We start from the raw sequence: 17,076 nt of genomic DNA on the forward strand, positions 1-17,076 counted from the left end.
TACGTAGAGGTCGATTCAATAGACCAGATAACGTGGAAGATACGATGTATAATCCCTTTTTAGAAGCCGATGACGATGCCCGGCAGGATATCGAACTGGTCGAGCGGGCCAGGAACGGAGATCGTGCTGCGCTGGAAGCCCTGATTCTCAGACATCAGGCCTGGATTTACAATATCGCGGTGCGGATGGTTTTCCAGCCTCATGATGCCGAAGAAGTCACGCAGGAAGTGCTGCTCAAAGCCATCACGCGGTTGAGCACCTTTGAGGGTAAGAGTCAGTTCCGCACGTGGCTCTATCGGATCACGGTCAATCATATTCTGAACATGAAACGTCGTGGTGGTGAAACAGAGCCGCATACTTTTTCCAGTTATGCCGCCGCGATCAACAATATTCCCGACCTGGATCTGCCTGATCCCAAGACAGTGCCTGTGGAGATTCCCCTGCTGGTAGAAGAGGCGAAAATCGCCTGTATGACCGGCATGCTGCTCTGCCTGGATCGCCGACAGCGATTGATTTTCACGCTGGGTGAAATCTTCGGCGTCAGCGACAGAGTCGGTAGCGAAATCATGGAGATGTCAGCAGACAGTTTTCGGCAGAATCTCTCCCGCGCCCGTCGGGACCTTTACCAGTTCATGCAGAACCAGTGCGGCCTGGTGAATGAAAAGAATCCCTGTCGTTGCCCGAAAAAAACGAAAGGTTTCATCAACGAAGGCCACGTCGATCCCGAACACCTGTTGTTCGTGCCTGAGCACTTTGAACGGATCAATGAAGTCGCCTCCGGCACGGTACGCGAAATCGAAGATGCCGTCGACCGGCAATATGCGGCTCTGCAGCGCAGTTATCCGTTTCTGCAGCCGGACAATCCGGCACGGTGGCTGCAAGAGATTCTGGAACAACCGGGCATCCGCACGGCGCTGCATCTGAACTGATTTTTTGACGATAACTGTCACAGTCGGCTCCCGCATGTGTCTCAGTGGTAGAACAGTCTCTGTCACTTCCAGATACACAAGGAGCAAACATGTTGAAACTACAGAATCAGGTCGCCCTGGTGACCGGGGCTTCGAAAGGCATCGGGGCGGGAATCGCCCGGGAACTGGCATCGGCAGGAGCGGTGGTCGTCGTCAATTATGCGACCGACCAGGCTGGTGCGGAAGCCGTGGTTGAGGAGATCATAAAATCGAAAGGGCGCGCCGTCGCGGTTCAGGGAGATGTGTCAAACGCGGCCGATGCAGCACGCTTATGTAAAGCGGCGCATGCGATCTCGGGGCGGCTCGATATCCTGGTGAATAACGCCGGCGTCTATCAGCCGATGCCGCTGGAGGAGCTGACTGAGGCCGAGTTCCAGCGTGAGTTCACCATTAACGTTCTCGGACCTCTGCTGATGATTCGCGAATCGCTGCCGTACTTCAGTTCGGAAGGGGGCAATATCATTAACATCGGATCCGGTGCATCCCGGATGTGCCCTCCCGGATTTGCGCTCTATTCCGCCAGTAAAAGTGCCGTCGATGCGATTACCGGCGTGCTGTCGAAAGAGCTCGCCGGTCTGAAGATTCGGGTCAACTCCGTCAATCCCGGAGCCACACTCAGCGAGGGAACGCAGGCAGCCGGGCTGTACGGCACAGGAGCCGATTTCGAGAAGCAACTGGTGGCCATGACTCCCTTAAACCGAATCGGCACGCCGGAAGACATTGCCAGGGTGGTGGCGTTTCTCGCGTCGGATGATGCCCGCTGGCTGACCGGGGAGGTCATACTGGCTTCGGGGGGATTGCGTTAAGCAGGAATGGCATAAGACATTTCCTGGAGAGAACTCTTTAAATCAAATTAACAAGGATCAGACAGATGAAAACACTTATGGGATTGGCCGTGTTGTCCGGTTTGCTGTCAGTAGTAAACGTAAATAATCTGCAGGCAGAAGAAAAAATAAAACCAGAAGTCAGACAGGCTCTGCAGACGTTTGCCGGTACGTGGCAGATCAAGTCCGTAGAACCCAAAAGGGCCACGCAAGCTGCCAGGCGACTGGTCTTCCGTAAGGATCTGACTTACGCAGCTCTGGACGAAAACGGAAAGGAACTCTGGTCGGGAACCTTCGATCTGGACCCGACCGCAAGCCCCGGGATCTGGGATCATCGTTCCCATGAGGCCCGGAAGAAAGGGGGCGATGCGCTGGGGATCTATGAACTTGACGGTAACCGGTTGAAGGTCTGTTGTGCCGTGGGAACGTGGAACAACAAACAATGGATGGGCAAACCGCGTCCTACGAAATTTCAATTACCGACGGCAGATGTCGTGCTGCTGCTGGAACGCGTCACGTCAGCTCCTTAGCTTCAGGCTGGTTTCACTCTATAGAATGATGTCTCTTATTCGGTTGCTGCTGTCCGCCTGACAGCCTGCAACCGAATTCCCATTTCCCGATTTCCTGACCAGGCGAGCGTTTTGCCATCGGGACTGAGAGCGCAACTCAGAACCAGATCGCTCTGATTAAACTGTCGATCAAATATCACCTTTCGCACGGTAAGGTCGATGACCTGGACTGAGTCTTCAAAGCAGACAGCAAGCAGGTGTCCGTCCTGACTGAAACTGAGCCGACTCTGAAACGCTGCCAACGAATGGAAGCCTGTCGGTGAGATTCGTTTCTCAGCAAAATGGATAAGCCGTTTCGGTTCCTCAGCGGTTAGATTCCAGATTGACAGACCGGCGACGCCGAGCGTGGCCAGCTGCTGACCATCGTCACTGACTTTAATCCAACACTGCTTCAGATCGGGAAGTTGATAACGCAGACTGATATCGCCGTCCCGGTAGTCCCAGACTTCAACGGGACAGCCACCTGCATATGAAACGGCCACCGGTCCTTCCACCCGATGAGAAGTACTTACCCTGAAGACCGTACCAGCATCACATCCACCAAACTCCCGGGTAGAAGGCTGACCCTCGGGACAGAAGGCCTGCGTAATGACCGGGGGTTCTTTTGTTGGTTGAAAATCGGCAATCAGACAGGGTGCGACAATCAGTTCATTTTTGTTGAGCAGGCTGAGGGTCCCCTGGGGGAAGAAGTCACAGGGACAGCCGGAGGTTACTTTCTGCTGCTGCAGGTCGAAGAGATCGATGCGCGACTCATCCAGATTCAGATAGAAGATTTGTGTCCCGGCAGGACTCCAGATGGCTCCGCTTGCGCCTGTCGGGAGAGAGGTAAGCTGATTCAAGCTTCGCTCAGGAGTCAATTCATAAACGCGGGTGGCGGTGACATTGTCAAACCTTCCCCCTGCCAGCAGCTTGTCTCCCTGGGGAGAGAACGCGAGACTCCAGGCAGTCCCTGGGGATTTCAGGGGTTCAGCACAGGCCGAGAACAACAGGAAGATCAGGAGGAACAAACTTCGGGTGGACATCACGTTTCCTTTTGACTGACACTGTCTATCAGTATATGCTATCCTGAAGTTTTCTGATACTGCAGTGAGGGATGGTTATTGCGAAAGGACTTTGCGGGGATGTCGAAACGCCGGAAATCCAGGGTTTCCCAATGCATGGCAGGTACCGTCCTGTTTCTGCTGCTGGCTTATCTGTTAAGCGTCGGTCCTGTGCTTGCCTTAACGGTCAGGTTTCAGGAATCGGGATACACGCCCCGCTCGATTTGTGAGATTCGCCCCTGGTGGTCTCATTTTGAATTGTTTGCAGGTCGGAAATACGAATACGCAGACCGCCTGGAGCAATTTTACGCTCCTTTAATCTGGTGTGCAGAGAATAACGACTTGTTTAAAAGTGGAACTGATCGCTACATCAGCCTATTCAATCGTGGAGATTGAATACTAAATATGCAAGGAGCCAGAGATGGGTGTGACCAGCGGATTTCGTCGACTTTCAACAGAAGATCTTTCCCGGCTGACAGAAGATGCTGCCGCGTTTGAATCGGAGTGTCGCAACTATGATACCCCGGATTACCTGGATATGGACAAGGCGGGTATCGAGTTGATCTTCATTCTCGATCCGGTGAGTATGGAATTCGATACGACCGAGATTGAGGACACATTTCCCGGCCTGATGGATGTGCTGGCAGGTGGCGCGCCGGTACACGAGAAGATTGATCTGGGGTATGGCCCTGCCAGGGTGATCCCGGCGGAATCGCTGCGAGAATCGCTGGAGGAAATGGCATCCCTGACACAGGAGCAGTTTACCGAACTGGCCCTGAGCAATGAGATCCTTTCCGAGATGCTGATGTGCGAACTCGAAGAATCGATGATCCAGGAGTATCACTGGCCTTATCTGCAATCGCTGTCTGAATTCCTGCGTGAGTCGCTTGACCAGGGGATGACTGTGATTCGCTATTAACGTATTCAGTGTGAAGTATGACAGGCGGTGATCGGACTGTTTTTTGAGAAAAGATTGACAACCTGTTTCAATGGATTATGATCCGCTTGCGAGAAAGCACTAGCATGGCCTCCAGAAACAGCCCGGGCGGCAGGATACGCCCGGGCTGTTTCCCTTTGTTGCGTCAGGTTCCCTGAGGAATTCTTTGAGAAGACTTCTAGAGCTTTCGGTGCGCTGCGGCTAAACTACGGAGATGAAACAGAATCTGCTGACGAATGAGAGGTTTTACCTGACGCTGGTAACGATCGCCGCGGTGATCCTGTTTGTCGTCAGCCTGACTGTGGAGACGAAGGCGTTACCGCCAGAAGCTTCACTGTTTTTTCCGGGAATCGCCCTGTTCTGTCTGGGTGAACTGCTCAATGGGCGAGGCGGCGCGGCAACCAGGAAAACGACGGCGGGCTGCCTGTTCAGCCTGATCGGTTTCCTGCTGATTGTGAGTGGTGCCTGGCTGATGTTCTTTCCCTCACGCCCGATTGAGAAACCACCCGAGGAGAGTGTGTCATGCCTGATATGCCGAGAAGGTACATACGGCGTTACCTGATTGATTTCCTGCACTTTCTGCAACCGGCTTCTCTGCCACGTAGCGTTTCTTAATTCGGATGATATATACCAAAGACGTTTCAACCGGGGCTAACGCCCTGCGGCTAATTTTCTTTTCTGCTGTTGAAGTCCTGAAAACAAGAGTAACAGCATACCCTCGGCCACGGTGGATACTGACATAGCTAACGCTGTCGACCTTATGATCACGTAGAAAACTATTAAATAAACGCTACCTAGCTCTTCAGACTAGACGTCCTTGGGAAAAAGCTTCATGTCAAGAAGTAATAAAATAATCAGCTGCCGAACCATTGTACTGCCTCTAATCTATTTTCTAATCCTGACAGGGGCAGCAGTTCTGGTAGCCTGGCGATCCGGTGTCATCCAATTCACCGAAGAAGATTCACGACTCCCGGAAGAGGTCATCAACAGGCTTACGCCGGGGACGGTAGAACACCTCGAATATCAACTTCATCTTGCCGTGTTAGATCCATTCGAACTGACGGTCAATGGAACTGAGACGAAGATCATCATCAATTCCAGGGACTCCAGTCCTTCCTATTTCGAAGAGCTCATTTCCAGAGCGATGAGTGCAGTCTGTCAGTCCGGTTATCAGGACTTTGAAACAATATCACTGATTGTCATCCGAACTAACACAATGAGTTTCGAGCATAGTGAAAGGCAGATTACGGCTCGTGCAGTATTCTCACATTCTACAATTGATACGATCTGCCGTGATTCATCTTCAAAACAGAAAATGATAGAACTTGCGGATGAGTTTTCCACACAAAATGATGGTTCAGATTAATCATGAAGAAACTGGCTGCTCTTCCTGATTCAGCCCAGTGTATTATCTAAACAACGGCACGATCCATCTCCGCGTCAGGGTTCGAAGCTTGATCGGGGAGGCTCTAATTCCAGTTCTATCAATCGAAACTCAGCCGGATCGATCCGCATTGGAATGGGGGCGAAAGGAATGATGGGCATCTGGCCCGGGATGATTACCTGGGGCTCCACGTTTTCCAGGTCTTTGATGACTTCATAAATCTGATCGGGATCGATCTCCTCCCAGTCTGCGTCCCAGGGATTATTGGGTAAATCCTGCAGATCATCTATGCCAGGAATCATCTCGAAGGTCAGCCCCTCAAGTTCGCCCGTTGGTAACGGCATAACGTGGGGAACCGGTACGAACAGGGAAGCTGGCGGTTCTTCATTTCGCAAGTGACCGGGTCCGGCGGAGCAGAGTAACAGATTTATGATGATGAGTGTTTGCATACACGTTAGAGTTCCGCAGCGGTCGGGGAGTTCCCGAATTTTTATTTTTTTTTACTGCCCGGCAGTGATCAATCTTCAGCTTGGTAGTTGGGGGACGATCCGTACAATCGGTGGATTGTTTTTAGAAAGTATGCAGGATGTTTTTCTACCGTTACCGGCGGTTAGCGCATTGCCGCTCATTTATTCGAAGGTGTTTTCAAGTAGGTTCTGATTTTGTGGAAGGGCGTGGGGAGGTCAAGAGGATGTTGCGAAATCCTGCTGCTGAATCTGCTCTGATGTTCCCTGAGTTGTTGTTGAGATGTACTTCAAATGCTCTGAGTGTGCTGCGAAATGCTTTGAAAATGTACGAGACATGTGGCACTGGTTCTGAGTGTTCTGGTGAAAACCTTCGAAAATCGACGCCGATTCAGGTGCAGTTGACTCACTGGTGGAACAGGTTCCTGTGCACGCATCGTCCGCCTCGCGCGCGAAGCAGAATTTCACAAAATACGGATCGGGAACTGCGATTCAAGTTCAATTTATTCAGTGAGGTTCACCAGAGTGCACCGGTGTAAAATACGAAGTAGTCAACATGCTGCTGTTTTGGGGAGAGGCCCCGATCCGAAATGATGATTCTCAAATATGAATTTTGTATAAACGTGGGAGTCGCTTCCTTGTCCCGACAGAACCGATCCCGACAATTGAGGTCTGAATTTCATCCTTCGACTGAACCTGAAAAACGAGACCTGACTGTGAAACGATTTGCGCTACTATCTGTTTTTGTACTGTTCCTGTTCGTAACAGTTCGACCTGCCCAGGCCTGGAACTATGCGGGGCATCGGATCATCGCTGCGATCGCCTGGAATCAGTTGACGCCGGAACGGCGGACGGAACTGGTGCAGTTGCTCAAACAGCATCCCCGCTTCGAGCAGGATTTTCAGTCGCGGATGCCACAGATCATCAAGGATGCGACGCCGGAAATCCAGGCTCGCTGGCTGTTCATGCGGGCAGCGACCTGGCCGGATATTGCCCGGAGTTTCAAGGATGCGGACCGCGAGAAATATCATCATGGGACCTGGCATTACATCAACCAGCCGATCTATCTGGATGACGCTTCAAAAAACGCATTGAGTACGCAGCTCTCGGCGAACGTGGCGACGTCGATCAAAGCGGGAGACGATGTGCTGGGGTTTAATATTATTCAGGCCCTGGAATATTGTGTGGCGCAACTGAAAGACCCGCGTGTGAGTCAGGCGGATAAAGCCGTCTATTTCTGCTGGGTGATGCACCTGGTGGGTGACAGTCATCAGCCGCTGCATTCTTCGGCCCTGTTCAGCCGACGGATGTTTCCAGAGGGAGACCGGGGAGGCAATGATATTCGGATTGCAAAATCGAATCTGCATTCCCAGTGGGACGGCCTGCTGGGAAACAGCTTCAAGGATTCGGAGATTGTCAGCCAGGCGGTGGGGATCGAACGGGACCCCGCGAATAAGCGACTCGGCGAGAGCGCTGCCGGGGATTTGAATTATGTGACCTGGATCAATGAAAGCCACGAACTGGCGCGGGAGAAAGGATACAGCGTGGAAATACTGGAAGCAGCCCGCGTGAGTGAAGCTGAGAGTGGGAAGTTTCAGAAACTGTCATCGCTGCCTCAGAGTTATTATCGGCAGGCAGGTTCGATTGCGGTCAAGCGGGCGGCCCAGGCGGGCTGGCGACTGGCGGCGGTGCTGGAGGGTGTGAAGTAAGATAGACTCAGAGAGCGGATTCGGTCTGGGGTGGTTTGATTTTCCACCAGACGAGTATCAGTGGCGGAAAATTGTCTTCCTGAACGAGTCCCTCGGCGACAAACAGCCGATCTCCCTTGAGGCGGTAGATACAGGGTTGCTGTGTTTTTTGTTTGAACCCTTTACGCTGTCCGACAAGGACTTCGAGATCATAAAACACGAGTAACCTGACGTCTTCGAGCCGTTGCAGACGGTATTTGACGTTGTGCTGATAGATGAGTTCCCCGTTCCGATCGGTAAGTTTGACGACGATGTGTTTGGGAAAGACTTCCTGTTCTATCGTTACCGGCCCGGCTTTGGCGTCCTGGGTTTGACGAATCCATTTTCCCTGAAGTGCGTCGTAATCTTCCTGGGGAGCGGGATCAGCGGCACAGAGTGGTGCAGTTAGAATGAGGAAGACGAACAGAAACAGCTGACGGTACATGTTCTCGATCCCTGAAACAGTTAATGGAGCGAATACAGTTCAGATATAAAACCGATCAGCAGAGATCTTAGTTAGGATCAGCGGATTCGCCAATGCGAATTTAATTCATTGGCGTTAGTTTGAAGGGGGGAGAATAACGGAACTTTTTTGCTTAACGGAATGCTCTCAAAAATGGCAGAAAGAAGAAAACCAGCGACAGGAAAGATATCATCAGGAGCAGGTTAAGGCCTATCAAAACCAGGAGGAGCGTGCGACGTTTCGGATAGGGACCATCTGGTATTTCTTTGGCATCAAGATCTGTCAGGCACCCACAATTGCGACAGCGATAGCCGCCCTGTTTCCACTGTTGGATGGTTTTAGAAGCGGGATGTTGAAAGGGGATCAATGGTGTGCCGCAGGAAGGACAGCATTTCCCCTGGGCTTGTTTGACCTTGTACAAAAGATAAGCAATCAAGGGGGAGAGCAATATCAGCATTATCAACATCATCACGAGGATGGAAGTTACTTCCCTTAGGAGCATCGTTAGTTTCTGTTCTTTCTTCGCGCGACATGTATCAGTGACATCGGTAATCAGTTACGCATCAGGAGCATCATGAGAGGAATACAGGTCAGCAACAGGGAGATCACGATACAGAATACAAACAGCCCCATCCCAAGCAGTAAGGTTCCCTGTTCGGGAAGTGTTCTGGCTGCAACCTGCCTGCCTTTAAGGTCTGTTTCACAACCACAGTTTGGGCAGCGATACCCGCCGACAAGCCACTGACGTCGGGTCTTATTGAAAGGAGACTGAAAAACCGGCATCGGGCGGTGACAGGAAGGACAGTTAATACCGCGAGCATGGAGAAACAGGAATGCAAAGAAGAACAGAAAGGGGATGAGGGGCATCAACGTTAACGTGAAATCCATGGCTCATCTCCTGTGATTGTTCCCGTTTCCGTGTCAAATAGTACAGACTCTCTAGTGAATTATAACGGACAGGCGTTTGAAATAGATCAGGGATTGTTGCTTTAAATGTTCATATTTCTAATTTTGGCAGCAGAATGGAATGATAATTACTTATCGACTTGTTGATTTTGCATTATCCCAGATTCATCTGCTGCAGAATGCGGACGGTATCCCGGGCCGCTCTGGTTGGTTTGAGGGCGGTGGCGGCGATGCCCGAGACGACGCGGGTGATGTTATGATCGACCTGACCCGGCTGTCCCCAGACCGAACCTGGAGGCGAGGTCATGTAGACCGAGAAGGTATGATGGCCGGTACCCGGACGTTCGCCGATGATATGCAGCAGGGCACGGTTGCCATCCAGTCCGCCGAACAGTGTTTCCCCGATGCGATAGCCTGCCCGGACGCGACCGGACTGCACGAGGATGTTCTGTTCCGCGGGATGAAAGCCGGCCGTTTTGAGCTGCGAGCGGAGTTCTTTCAGGAATGGTTCGAGCTGGTCTTCGTCCATAATCGAAAGGGCGTTCAAGCCGTCGGAGATCACGATCTGCACGTTATACTGCGCGTCGTACTGCTGACGCAGCTGTTTAATGGCAGCCTGCGAGGCGGGCGCGAGTGCTTCGCCGGTGGCGGGGTGCAGAATATATTCGCTACGACTGGTCGACTGGGTTGTGATGGGTACCGAGGCGGGGAGCGTGGCGATGAAAGCGGGAGTCAGTTCGGCCCAGATGCTCTGTTTGGCATCGTGGTAGATGCGGTCGATCTGCTGTTGAAGATCAGGAGACAGTGCAGATGGTTTCTCGCCATAACCTGTCGCGAGGAAAACGCCGCGCGAACGAACTTCTGCCAGCTGGCGTCGGCCTTCGTCGAGAATGCGTTCCTCAGGACGACTGTCTCCTTTCTTACGGCGGTACTGCAGATAGACCCAGGTCGGATCGCCGAAGTGTTTTGTCGGTTTTCCCTGCGCGTCGATCACGCCGAGCTGCTGGAAGAATGCCCACATGGCGTCGTTGACGCGGTAGCCGAACTTCTCGCGGATGCGGACATGGTCCTGAAAACCGGTCGTCAGATAGCCGAGCATCGGATCGATTTTTGTCGGGAGTGCCATCAGGTAGCCGGGGTTGGCGGGCATGATCTGTTCGAGACACCAGTCGAGATCGTCGAGCGAGACATCCATGTGCAGGGTCGAGCAGACATCCAGGCCGATCATCAGACCGTGCAGTTTACCCATGACGATATCTTCCAGGCAGCAGCGGACGAGCTGTTCCCGGGTGCGGAAGACTTCGGGACCGATGAAGCCGGCGACGTCGTTCAAATGGACCCAGGGGGCGGCTGTCTGGCCTGCCTGCATTTGGGCAAGGGCAACTTCGCGGGTCAAGGCACGAGCGAAGCCATACTTCCGCGATTCGTGCAGGACCATGTCGAAGCCGTGACTGTGCCCGTTGGTGAAGTCGGCCCCCTGCCCCGTTTCGAAATAGAGCGCATACTTGCCGGTACGGGAACGAGCGTAGTCGCGCATCTTTTTGAGATCGATATCAAACGTCTGGTTGGCGGCATCACATCCAGCGATACTCTGGAACCAGAGGGCCGTACTTTCAGGCGAACGGCGTTCGACTTCGGCCTGGACGTCGATATGCGACAGCACGCAGTGCGGAAGGACATCTGCAATACCGAAGGTCTCGAGGATCTCGCGAAGCTGCAATTCGACCGCCTGCACCGATTCGGGTTCGCTGGAAACCGGATTGGTGCCGAGAACGACGTCGCCGACCGCATACGACCAGCCATCCAGGACCTGCCAGAAGATGTCGTCCAGATTGTCGGTCGGCGAGTTGGGTTGAATGCGGGCACCGAGATAGCCTTTCGCACCGAGCTGGCTGCCGGGGAGCGGATTGAAGACTTTCGTGCCGACGGTAATCAGCTCGTCGTTAGACATGAGTTTAACGACGCAGCCGATGACATCGCTGGAGAGTGTGCCGGCAATCTGCTTGATCGTCGCTTCACTGCCTTCGAGCAGCAGTTGTTTCAATTCACCGAGCGTCAGGTTGACGGGGCGCGAGTCGGCATCCGCCAGATTCTCGTTGATGTAGCGGTTCAGGTCATCTTCGTAGATGGGATGACGTTCCAGGTCGACAATCCGGGTGGCGGCGAGCAGCTGGCGGGCGTTGTGACGGGATTGGTCATCGACGGCGGCGACGCCGATGAACTGATCGCCTTCCTTGAATTCATTGGCGGCTCCGAGCAGCTGACGATAGAACTTGGGATCGTGTTTACCTTTGACCCGCTGGATGTAGTCAAACAGCGTTTCACCTGCATTGACGTCAGGGATGGTGACGCCTGCTGCCGGGCTTTCAGCTGCGGGGAGGCGCCGAGCCTGGGACAGAGAAACGGTGAGCGCGAAGGGAGCTCCCAGCATAGCCTGTACGAAATCACGACGGTTCCACTGCACGGTAGTGTCCTTTCAAGTGAAGCCTGGAAGGGGGCTGACGGAGACTGCGCACTCTCGCTTTCATCGATGATACCACCGCTAAAAAACAATTATCAAGCGGGAATGGCGATCTCAAGCCAGAATGTCGTGCACCACGTGACCATGCACGTCCGTCAGACGGCGATCGATGCCGGCGGTGCGGAAGGTGAGGCGGGTGTGATCGATCCCCAGCAGATGCAGGATAGTTGCGTGCAGGTCGTAGCAGTAGGTTTTGTTTTCGGCGGTCTGGTAAGCGAGATCGTCACTTTTCCCGTAACTGGTGCCCGCTTTGACGCCGGCACCGCCGAGCCAGGTGACGAAGGTCCCCCGGTTATGATCGCGGCCTTCGCTCCCCTGGGCAAAGGGGGTGCGTCCGAATTCGGTGGTCCAGATGACGAGGGTATCTTCCAGCAGGCCGCGGGCTTTGAGATCGCGAAACAGCGCGGCGATCGGCTGGTCGGCACTGCGGGCGATGGCGGGGAGTTCGGTTTTGATGTTCCCATGATTGTCCCAATTGTTGACGGCGCCTTGAGGACCACTCCAGACTTGAACAAAGCGGGTACCGCGTTCCAGCAGACGGCGAGCAAGCAGTGCCCGGCGGCCGAAATCTTCCGTTTCTTTCTGGTCCAGACCGTAGGCGGCGTGGGTCTCTTTGGTTTCACGGGAGAGATCGAAGGCTTCCGGGGCACTGAGCTGCATCTTTGCCGCGAGTTCCCCTGCTGCGATACGGGCTTCGAGTCGGGAGTCATCGGGACGCGTGGTCGCGTGTTGACGATTGAACTGCTGCAGCAACGCGAAGGTCACTTTGTCAGCCTTCCCCTGTGCGAACTGGTATTGCGGATCGGCGAAGAGATCGGGAATGGGTGTTTTACTGGTCGCGTTAACCAGCGTGCCCTGATGTTTTGCGGGGAGGAACCCGCAGCTGAAGTTCCCCTTTTGATTGTAAGGCAGGCCGCGGGTATCGGGAAGGACGACGAACGTGGGCAGATTGTCGGCCAGATTTCCCAGTGCGTAGGAGATCCAGGCGCCCAGACAGGGAAAGCCCGGAAGCATGAAACCGGTATTCATCATGTAGCTGGCCGGGCCGTGCACGTTGGTTTTGGTTGTCATCGCCATCAGGAAGGCGAGGTCATCGACAATCTGTGCCTGATGGGGAAAGACCGAGCTGACCCACTGCCCGCATTCGCCATGCTGCTTGAATTCAAAGGGGCTCTGCATCACAGCACCGACGGCTCCGGTGAAGCCTTCCGGTTTCTCTTTGGGGCCCAGTTTCTGGCCATGCAGACGTTTGAGCTCTGGCTTATAGTCGAACGTATCCATCGGGCTGGCGCCGCCGTTCATGAAGAGTTGAACAACGCGTTTCGCTTTCGCACGGTGATGCAGGCCGCCATTCAAGTCTGGCGCGGAGGCTGCCTGCAGATGCTGTCCCAGCCACCAGGTGAGCGCAGCGGCTCCGAAGCTCCCGCCCGAGCGGGTCAGCAGTTCGCGTCTGGAGAGAGGTAATTCCAGCATGGTTCACTCCACAAAGAGAAATTCGTTACTGTTCAACATCAGTCGGGCGACGGACTCCAGTCCGTGCGATTCCGCAAGCGCGGTTAACTGGCGTTGTTCGTCAGACGTGGGTTCACGCAACCAGGTCCAGAGTGCGATCTGCCTGACCTGGTCTGAAATCACAGGTTTTGTTTTACGGGCACGCTCGGCCAGTTTCCGGGCATGATGGAGGACGAAGCGATTATTCCATAAGACAAGCGACTGTAGCGGCGAAGCAGAAAAGCCACGCACGGGTGAGAGCAGTCCCAGATCCGGGAAGTCGAGGGCATCCATCAACGGATCGGGAATGCCCCGCCAGACGACACGGTAGATGCTCCGCCGGTACGCACCGGGGCTGTCGAGATCAAACTGATCGTAGTGCAGCACGGGTGTCGCCTGGGGACCGGGAGTCTGGGTAAAGTTCTGTATCCCCGGGCCGCCCATGGTGAGGTCGAGAGTGCCATTGACGCGGAGGACGGCATCGCGATAACTGTCCGCATCGAGACGCTGCCGTGTCCAGCGGGCGAGGAGGCGATTCTCGGGATCGATCTTTGACAATTCGGAACGAAATGCAGAGGACTGCTGATAGGTCTGGCTGTTGCAGATCAGTCGATGCAGGTGCTTCAGAGAGCCGTTATGATCACGAAGTTCGCAGGCGAGCCAGTCGAGCAGTTCGGGATGAGAGGGAGTGCCCCCCATGCGACCAAAATCGTTGGGAGTGTCACAGAGACCTTGCCCGAAATGATAGTGCCAGACACGGTTGGCGATACTCCGCCAGGTTAAGGGATTCTGTGGATCGGTGAGCCAGTCCGCGAGAGCTGCACGCCGGGCGGATTCGGCATGCGGGTCGGGCAGATCGAAACGGGCTGGCAGAGAGGGGAGAACAGAGATCGCGCCCGGCGCGACAACGCCACGGGGCTTTTCCAGATTGCCCCGGATCAGCAGGCGGATTTCGCGGGGCTGAGTGAATTTTACCATGCCCCGTTCGTTAGCCGCTTCGGCGGCAGCAGCGTAGACTTTCGCCTGCTGTGGTAGTTGAGCCAGTTCCTGTTCGGCCCGGTACTTCAGGATGACGCCAGCTAACGCGGTCTGTTGTGCGGGTGTACGGTCTTTCGCGGGAATTTTGAGTGCGGCTGCTGCAGCTTCCGGGAGGGCAATCACATTCAACTGATCGGCAGCGGTGGCACTCAGTTTGAAACGGCCGATGAGATGCGCACCGCCATGCACCTGTTTGAGTGAGACAACCAGTCGGGTGCCTGGTTTCAGAGTCAGAGGAGACTGCAACTCGAAGACAGCGTAATGTCCCACACCTACCTTGGGATAGATACCCCAGGCGGTTTTGGGATTGCCATCCAAAGCGTGCTGTATCGTCCAGCCAGCCTGATCGAAGTCGGCGGTGGCGCGACTGATGGCGAGCTTCTGTCCTGCTTGAGCATCCGGCGGGAACACGCGGATTTCAACTTCGTTGAGATGCAGATTTCCGTTATGAGCGCGGCCTGGTCCCTGATGGGGAAGCGAGGCATCGGTCAGCAGATCCAGACGTACTGCGGTGATCGTTTTCAGTTCTGGCTGAACGGTCACCAGAATGGATTCCTGTTCGGGCGCCGGGCCGCTGGCCAGAATCGAATTATCCGGCTGTCGCTTCAGGTCGGCTCCTCCGTTGGAAACGAAGGTCTCTGGCGGAAGAACCTGCCATTGGGGTTCGGGGCCACGCTGTTGCTCCCACGCGGTGACCAGTTGCGTATATTCCGGTTGCAACAGGATCGAAGCATTGTTTTCAAGGGCAGCCTGCCGGAGTGCTTCCCATTTTATTCGTTGGGCCGCGACTGCGGAGTCTGCATCAAAGCTGACGTCCCCCTTCCCAATACCGGCGAAGACGGCCTGCAGGGCGAAGTAATCAGACTGAGTAATGGGGTCGAACTTGTGCGTATGACAGCGGGCACAGTTGGCGGTCGTACTGACGAACGCTCCCATGGTCTGCGTGACCAGGTCGTCACGGTCGAGATATTCGAACGATTTGGGCGCGGTGGCCGCGGCACTCTGATCGTAGGGGCCGGCTCCCAGAAAGCCGAGCGCGACGGTGAGCTCAGACTGTTCGGGATAAAAATAGTCAGCGGCCAATTGTTCCCTGATGAAACGGGTCCAGGAGATGTCCTGATTCAAGCGGTCGATGACATAATCGCGGAACCGCCAGGCATGGGGGCGAAAGACATCGTGTTCGAAGCCGTGCGAATCGGCGAAGTGGATCGTATCCAGCCAGTGGCGGGCCCAGCGTTCTCCGTAGCGGGGGGAGGCGAGCAGTTGATCGACGAGTCGAGCCCAGGCATCCGGACGCTGGTCCTTGATAAAGGCTTCCAGTTCTACGGGAGTGGGATGCAGGCCATGGAGATCGTACATCAACCTGCGAAGCAGTGTGCGTTGATCGGCCTGGGGAGCGGGTTTGAGCTGCTGCTCACTCAGTCGCTCCTGAATAAAGGCATCGATGGGATTTAAATGTCCTGCGCCGGGGACCGCGGGACGGATCAGCGGTTTGAGAGACCACCAGTCGAGTGCCTGGCTCGTGTCGGCCTGTGGCTGACTGATGCGCGGATCGGGGGCTCCCTGCCCGACCCATTTTGTGAGAATCGCGATCTGCTGATCGGACAGTTTTACATCCGGCATTTTCAAATCGGGGTCGGTGTGTCGAATCGCTTTGATCAGCAGACTCTGTTCCGGTTGGCCTGGAACGATGGCGGCCCCGCGCGATCCGCCTGTCTTCCAGCCACTCTGCCAGTCGAGGGTTAGCTCCCCTTCCATCACACCCGCTGAGTGGGAATGACAGTCGTAGCAGTGTGCTTTCAGAATGGGTTCGACAGACTCGCGGAAAAACTGATCGCCGTCAGCCGGGAGTGATTGATGAGTATAGAGCAGGATCAACAGTAGACTCGTGAGTCGAATTCCATTCATGGCTGCAGGCCTCCGCTGATCTGTGCGGCACTGTCGATAACTTGAGCTCCCATGCTGGCAAACATGCTTTTGGGCAGGCGTTTCGCTGGAGCCGAGACCCAGAGTACGGCGATCAGCTTTCCTTCAGGACCGGTCACGGGAGCGGCGACACAGTGAATGCCTTCGTCTGCCTCTGCATGATCGGTGGCATAACCGCGGTTCAAGACCTTCGTGCATTCGGTTTGTAAGGTCGCGGGTTTGGTCAGGGTGCGAGGGGTATCGGCGGTGAGCGGAATCCGGTTCAAAGTCGCTGTCCGCTCACGCGGCGACTGATTCGCCAGCAGAACTTTACCGGGGGCGTTATTATGCAGGGGAAAGCGGAGCCCGATATCGACGGCAATGCGGAGTGGATGCAGGCCGCTGACCTGTTCGATAATCACGCCTTCATCGCCGACCTGAATTCCCAGCTGAACGGTTTCCCGTGTGAGGTCGCGGAGCTCACGCATTAGCGGGAGGGCGACTTCCACCAGGCTGACATCACCGGCTTGAGGCAAGCCCAGAGAAAGCAGACGGGGAGAGAGTCGGAACTTTTTGGTAAGCGGATCGCGTTCGAGATAGTTGCGGTCCGTCAGCGTGTGGGTAATGCGAAACACCGCGTTTTTATTCAGCGACAAGCGTGTTGCCAGCTCGCTGATCCCCAGCCCGTCGGGTTCCTGATTCAGCAGTTCCAGGATATCGAGTCCCCGTTCCAGGGCGGGAACACTCGTGGCAGCAGTACTCATTGTTGGCCCTCGGTTAACAGCAGACCTTCGTTACATATACATAACGCGTTCTACCAGAGTAATTCAGATTGATTT

Annotated in this window: 17 protein-coding genes; 8 read left to right on the forward strand and 9 right to left on the reverse strand. The window is 54.8% G+C overall.

Translation table 11 applies throughout. The annotated features are described in order from the left end of the window. Window positions 1-44 precede the first annotated feature (44 nt). From HG66A1_RS16475 to HG66A1_RS16485, 3 genes are all read left to right on the forward strand, one after another. On the forward strand, window positions 45-929 hold the full coding sequence (locus HG66A1_RS16475) for an RNA polymerase sigma factor (RefSeq protein WP_145186160.1): 885 nt from the start codon (window positions 45-47) through the stop codon (window positions 927-929). An 89-nt stretch (window positions 930-1,018) separates the two neighbouring features. After that, window positions 1,019-1,774, forward strand: coding sequence for an SDR family NAD(P)-dependent oxidoreductase (locus HG66A1_RS16480; RefSeq protein ID WP_145186164.1), 756 nt, complete (start codon window positions 1,019-1,021; stop codon window positions 1,772-1,774). A 65-nt stretch (window positions 1,775-1,839) separates the two neighbouring features. Beyond that, window positions 1,840-2,322: a TIGR03067 domain-containing protein gene (locus tag HG66A1_RS16485; protein WP_145186166.1), complete on the forward strand. Its 483-nt coding sequence runs from the start codon at window positions 1,840-1,842 to the stop codon at window positions 2,320-2,322. A 35-nt stretch (window positions 2,323-2,357) separates the two neighbouring features. On the opposite strand, the gene HG66A1_RS16490 is transcribed toward HG66A1_RS16485, so the two are convergent. Then, window positions 2,358-3,383, reverse strand: a complete 1,026-nt coding sequence (locus HG66A1_RS16490; RefSeq protein WP_145186169.1) for a WD40 repeat domain-containing protein — start codon at window positions 3,381-3,383, stop codon at window positions 2,358-2,360. Between the two features lie 99 nt (window positions 3,384-3,482). Here HG66A1_RS16490 and HG66A1_RS16495 point away from each other — a divergent pair, with 99 nt between their 5' ends. The 4 genes from HG66A1_RS16495 (at window position 3,483) to HG66A1_RS16510 (ending at window position 5,704) form a co-directional block, all read left to right on the forward strand. Further along, entirely contained in the window at window positions 3,483-3,797 is a 315-nt protein-coding gene (locus HG66A1_RS16495; RefSeq protein WP_145186172.1) for a hypothetical protein, read from the forward strand. Window positions 3,798-3,822: 25 nt separating this feature from the next. Next, entirely contained in the window at window positions 3,823-4,320 is a 498-nt protein-coding gene (locus HG66A1_RS16500; protein WP_145186174.1) for a DUF1877 family protein, read from the forward strand. 232 nt (window positions 4,321-4,552) lie between these two features. Continuing rightward, window positions 4,553-4,900 carry a hypothetical protein gene (locus HG66A1_RS16505; protein ID WP_145186177.1) on the forward strand — a complete coding sequence of 116 codons (348 nt, stop codon included), beginning with the start codon at window positions 4,553-4,555 and terminating at the stop codon, window positions 4,898-4,900. Between the two features lie 270 nt (window positions 4,901-5,170). Further along, window positions 5,171-5,704 (forward strand): hypothetical protein, encoded by a 534-nt coding sequence (locus tag HG66A1_RS16510; RefSeq protein ID WP_145186180.1) that lies wholly within the window; start codon window positions 5,171-5,173, stop codon window positions 5,702-5,704. 74 nt (window positions 5,705-5,778) lie between these two features. Here HG66A1_RS16510 and HG66A1_RS16515 read toward each other — a convergent pair whose 3' ends face one another. Beyond that, on the reverse strand, window positions 5,779-6,171 hold the full coding sequence (locus tag HG66A1_RS16515; RefSeq protein ID WP_145186183.1) for a hypothetical protein: 393 nt from the start codon (window positions 6,169-6,171) through the stop codon (window positions 5,779-5,781). A gap of 731 nt (window positions 6,172-6,902) precedes the next feature. On the opposite strand from HG66A1_RS16515, the gene HG66A1_RS16520 reads away from it, so the two are divergent. Beyond that, window positions 6,903-7,895, forward strand: a complete 993-nt coding sequence (locus tag HG66A1_RS16520; protein WP_197996624.1) for a S1/P1 nuclease — start codon at window positions 6,903-6,905, stop codon at window positions 7,893-7,895. A gap of 7 nt (window positions 7,896-7,902) precedes the next feature. Here HG66A1_RS16520 and HG66A1_RS16525 read toward each other — a convergent pair whose 3' ends face one another. From HG66A1_RS16525 to HG66A1_RS16555, 7 genes are all read right to left on the reverse strand, one after another. Continuing rightward, the gene (locus tag HG66A1_RS16525) at window positions 7,903-8,358 is read right to left on the reverse strand and encodes a hypothetical protein (protein ID WP_145186190.1); all 456 of its coding nucleotides are present in this window, start codon (window positions 8,356-8,358) and stop codon (window positions 7,903-7,905) included. 151 nt (window positions 8,359-8,509) lie between these two features. Continuing rightward, on the reverse strand, window positions 8,510-8,833 hold the full coding sequence (locus HG66A1_RS16530; RefSeq protein ID WP_145186192.1) for a hypothetical protein: 324 nt from the start codon (window positions 8,831-8,833) through the stop codon (window positions 8,510-8,512). Between the two features lie 95 nt (window positions 8,834-8,928). Then, window positions 8,929-9,264 (reverse strand): hypothetical protein, encoded by a 336-nt coding sequence (locus tag HG66A1_RS16535; RefSeq protein ID WP_145186195.1) that lies wholly within the window; start codon window positions 9,262-9,264, stop codon window positions 8,929-8,931. Between the two features lie 172 nt (window positions 9,265-9,436). Beyond that, window positions 9,437-11,713: an ethanolamine ammonia-lyase subunit EutB gene (eutB, locus tag HG66A1_RS16540; protein ID WP_145193811.1), complete on the reverse strand. Its 2,277-nt coding sequence runs from the start codon at window positions 11,711-11,713 to the stop codon at window positions 9,437-9,439. A 144-nt stretch (window positions 11,714-11,857) separates the two neighbouring features. Continuing rightward, complete coding sequence (locus tag HG66A1_RS16545; RefSeq protein ID WP_145186198.1) at window positions 11,858-13,276, reverse strand: DUF1501 domain-containing protein; 1,419 nt, start codon at window positions 13,274-13,276, stop codon at window positions 11,858-11,860. Between the two features lie 3 nt (window positions 13,277-13,279). Continuing rightward, the gene (locus HG66A1_RS16550) at window positions 13,280-16,240 is read right to left on the reverse strand and encodes a PSD1 and planctomycete cytochrome C domain-containing protein (protein WP_145186201.1); all 2,961 of its coding nucleotides are present in this window, start codon (window positions 16,238-16,240) and stop codon (window positions 13,280-13,282) included. Further along, window positions 16,237-17,001, reverse strand: coding sequence for an IclR family transcriptional regulator (locus tag HG66A1_RS16555; RefSeq protein WP_145186204.1), 765 nt, complete (start codon window positions 16,999-17,001; stop codon window positions 16,237-16,239). Before HG66A1_RS16555 ends, HG66A1_RS16550 begins: the two co-directional genes overlap by 4 nt. Window positions 17,002-17,076: the final 75 nt, after the last annotated feature.

This window comes from Gimesia chilikensis (genome assembly GCF_007744075.1).
Classification (GTDB): domain Bacteria; phylum Planctomycetota; class Planctomycetia; order Planctomycetales; family Planctomycetaceae; genus Gimesia; species Gimesia chilikensis_A.

Excerpts from the sequence above, each read along its gene's own strand:
- eutB (WP_145193811.1), bottom strand. The coding sequence starts at position 11,713 with ATGCTGGGAGCTCCCTTCGCGCTCACCGTTTCTCTGTCCCAGGCTCGG.
- HG66A1_RS16475 (WP_145186160.1), top strand. The coding sequence starts at position 45 with ATGTATAATCCCTTTTTAGAAGCCGATGACGATGCCCGGCAGGATATC.
- HG66A1_RS16530 (WP_145186192.1), bottom strand. The coding sequence starts at position 8,833 with ATGCTGATATTGCTCTCCCCCTTGATTGCTTATCTTTTGTACAAGGTC.
- HG66A1_RS16550 (WP_145186201.1), bottom strand. The coding sequence starts at position 16,240 with ATGAATGGAATTCGACTCACGAGTCTACTGTTGATCCTGCTCTATACT.
- HG66A1_RS16495 (WP_145186172.1), top strand. The coding sequence starts at position 3,483 with ATGTCGAAACGCCGGAAATCCAGGGTTTCCCAATGCATGGCAGGTACC.
- HG66A1_RS16505 (WP_145186177.1), top strand. The coding sequence starts at position 4,553 with ATGAAACAGAATCTGCTGACGAATGAGAGGTTTTACCTGACGCTGGTA.
- HG66A1_RS16535 (WP_145186195.1), bottom strand. The coding sequence starts at position 9,264 with ATGGATTTCACGTTAACGTTGATGCCCCTCATCCCCTTTCTGTTCTTC.
- HG66A1_RS16490 (WP_145186169.1), bottom strand. The coding sequence starts at position 3,383 with ATGTCCACCCGAAGTTTGTTCCTCCTGATCTTCCTGTTGTTCTCGGCC.
- HG66A1_RS16485 (WP_145186166.1), top strand. The coding sequence starts at position 1,840 with ATGAAAACACTTATGGGATTGGCCGTGTTGTCCGGTTTGCTGTCAGTA.
- HG66A1_RS16500 (WP_145186174.1), top strand. The coding sequence starts at position 3,823 with ATGGGTGTGACCAGCGGATTTCGTCGACTTTCAACAGAAGATCTTTCC.
- HG66A1_RS16515 (WP_145186183.1), bottom strand. The coding sequence starts at position 6,171 with ATGCAAACACTCATCATCATAAATCTGTTACTCTGCTCCGCCGGACCC.
- HG66A1_RS16510 (WP_145186180.1), top strand. The coding sequence starts at position 5,171 with ATGTCAAGAAGTAATAAAATAATCAGCTGCCGAACCATTGTACTGCCT.
- HG66A1_RS16525 (WP_145186190.1), bottom strand. The coding sequence starts at position 8,358 with ATGTACCGTCAGCTGTTTCTGTTCGTCTTCCTCATTCTAACTGCACCA.
- HG66A1_RS16480 (WP_145186164.1), top strand. The coding sequence starts at position 1,019 with ATGTTGAAACTACAGAATCAGGTCGCCCTGGTGACCGGGGCTTCGAAA.
- HG66A1_RS16555 (WP_145186204.1), bottom strand. The coding sequence starts at position 17,001 with ATGAGTACTGCTGCCACGAGTGTTCCCGCCCTGGAACGGGGACTCGAT.
- HG66A1_RS16545 (WP_145186198.1), bottom strand. The coding sequence starts at position 13,276 with ATGCTGGAATTACCTCTCTCCAGACGCGAACTGCTGACCCGCTCGGGC.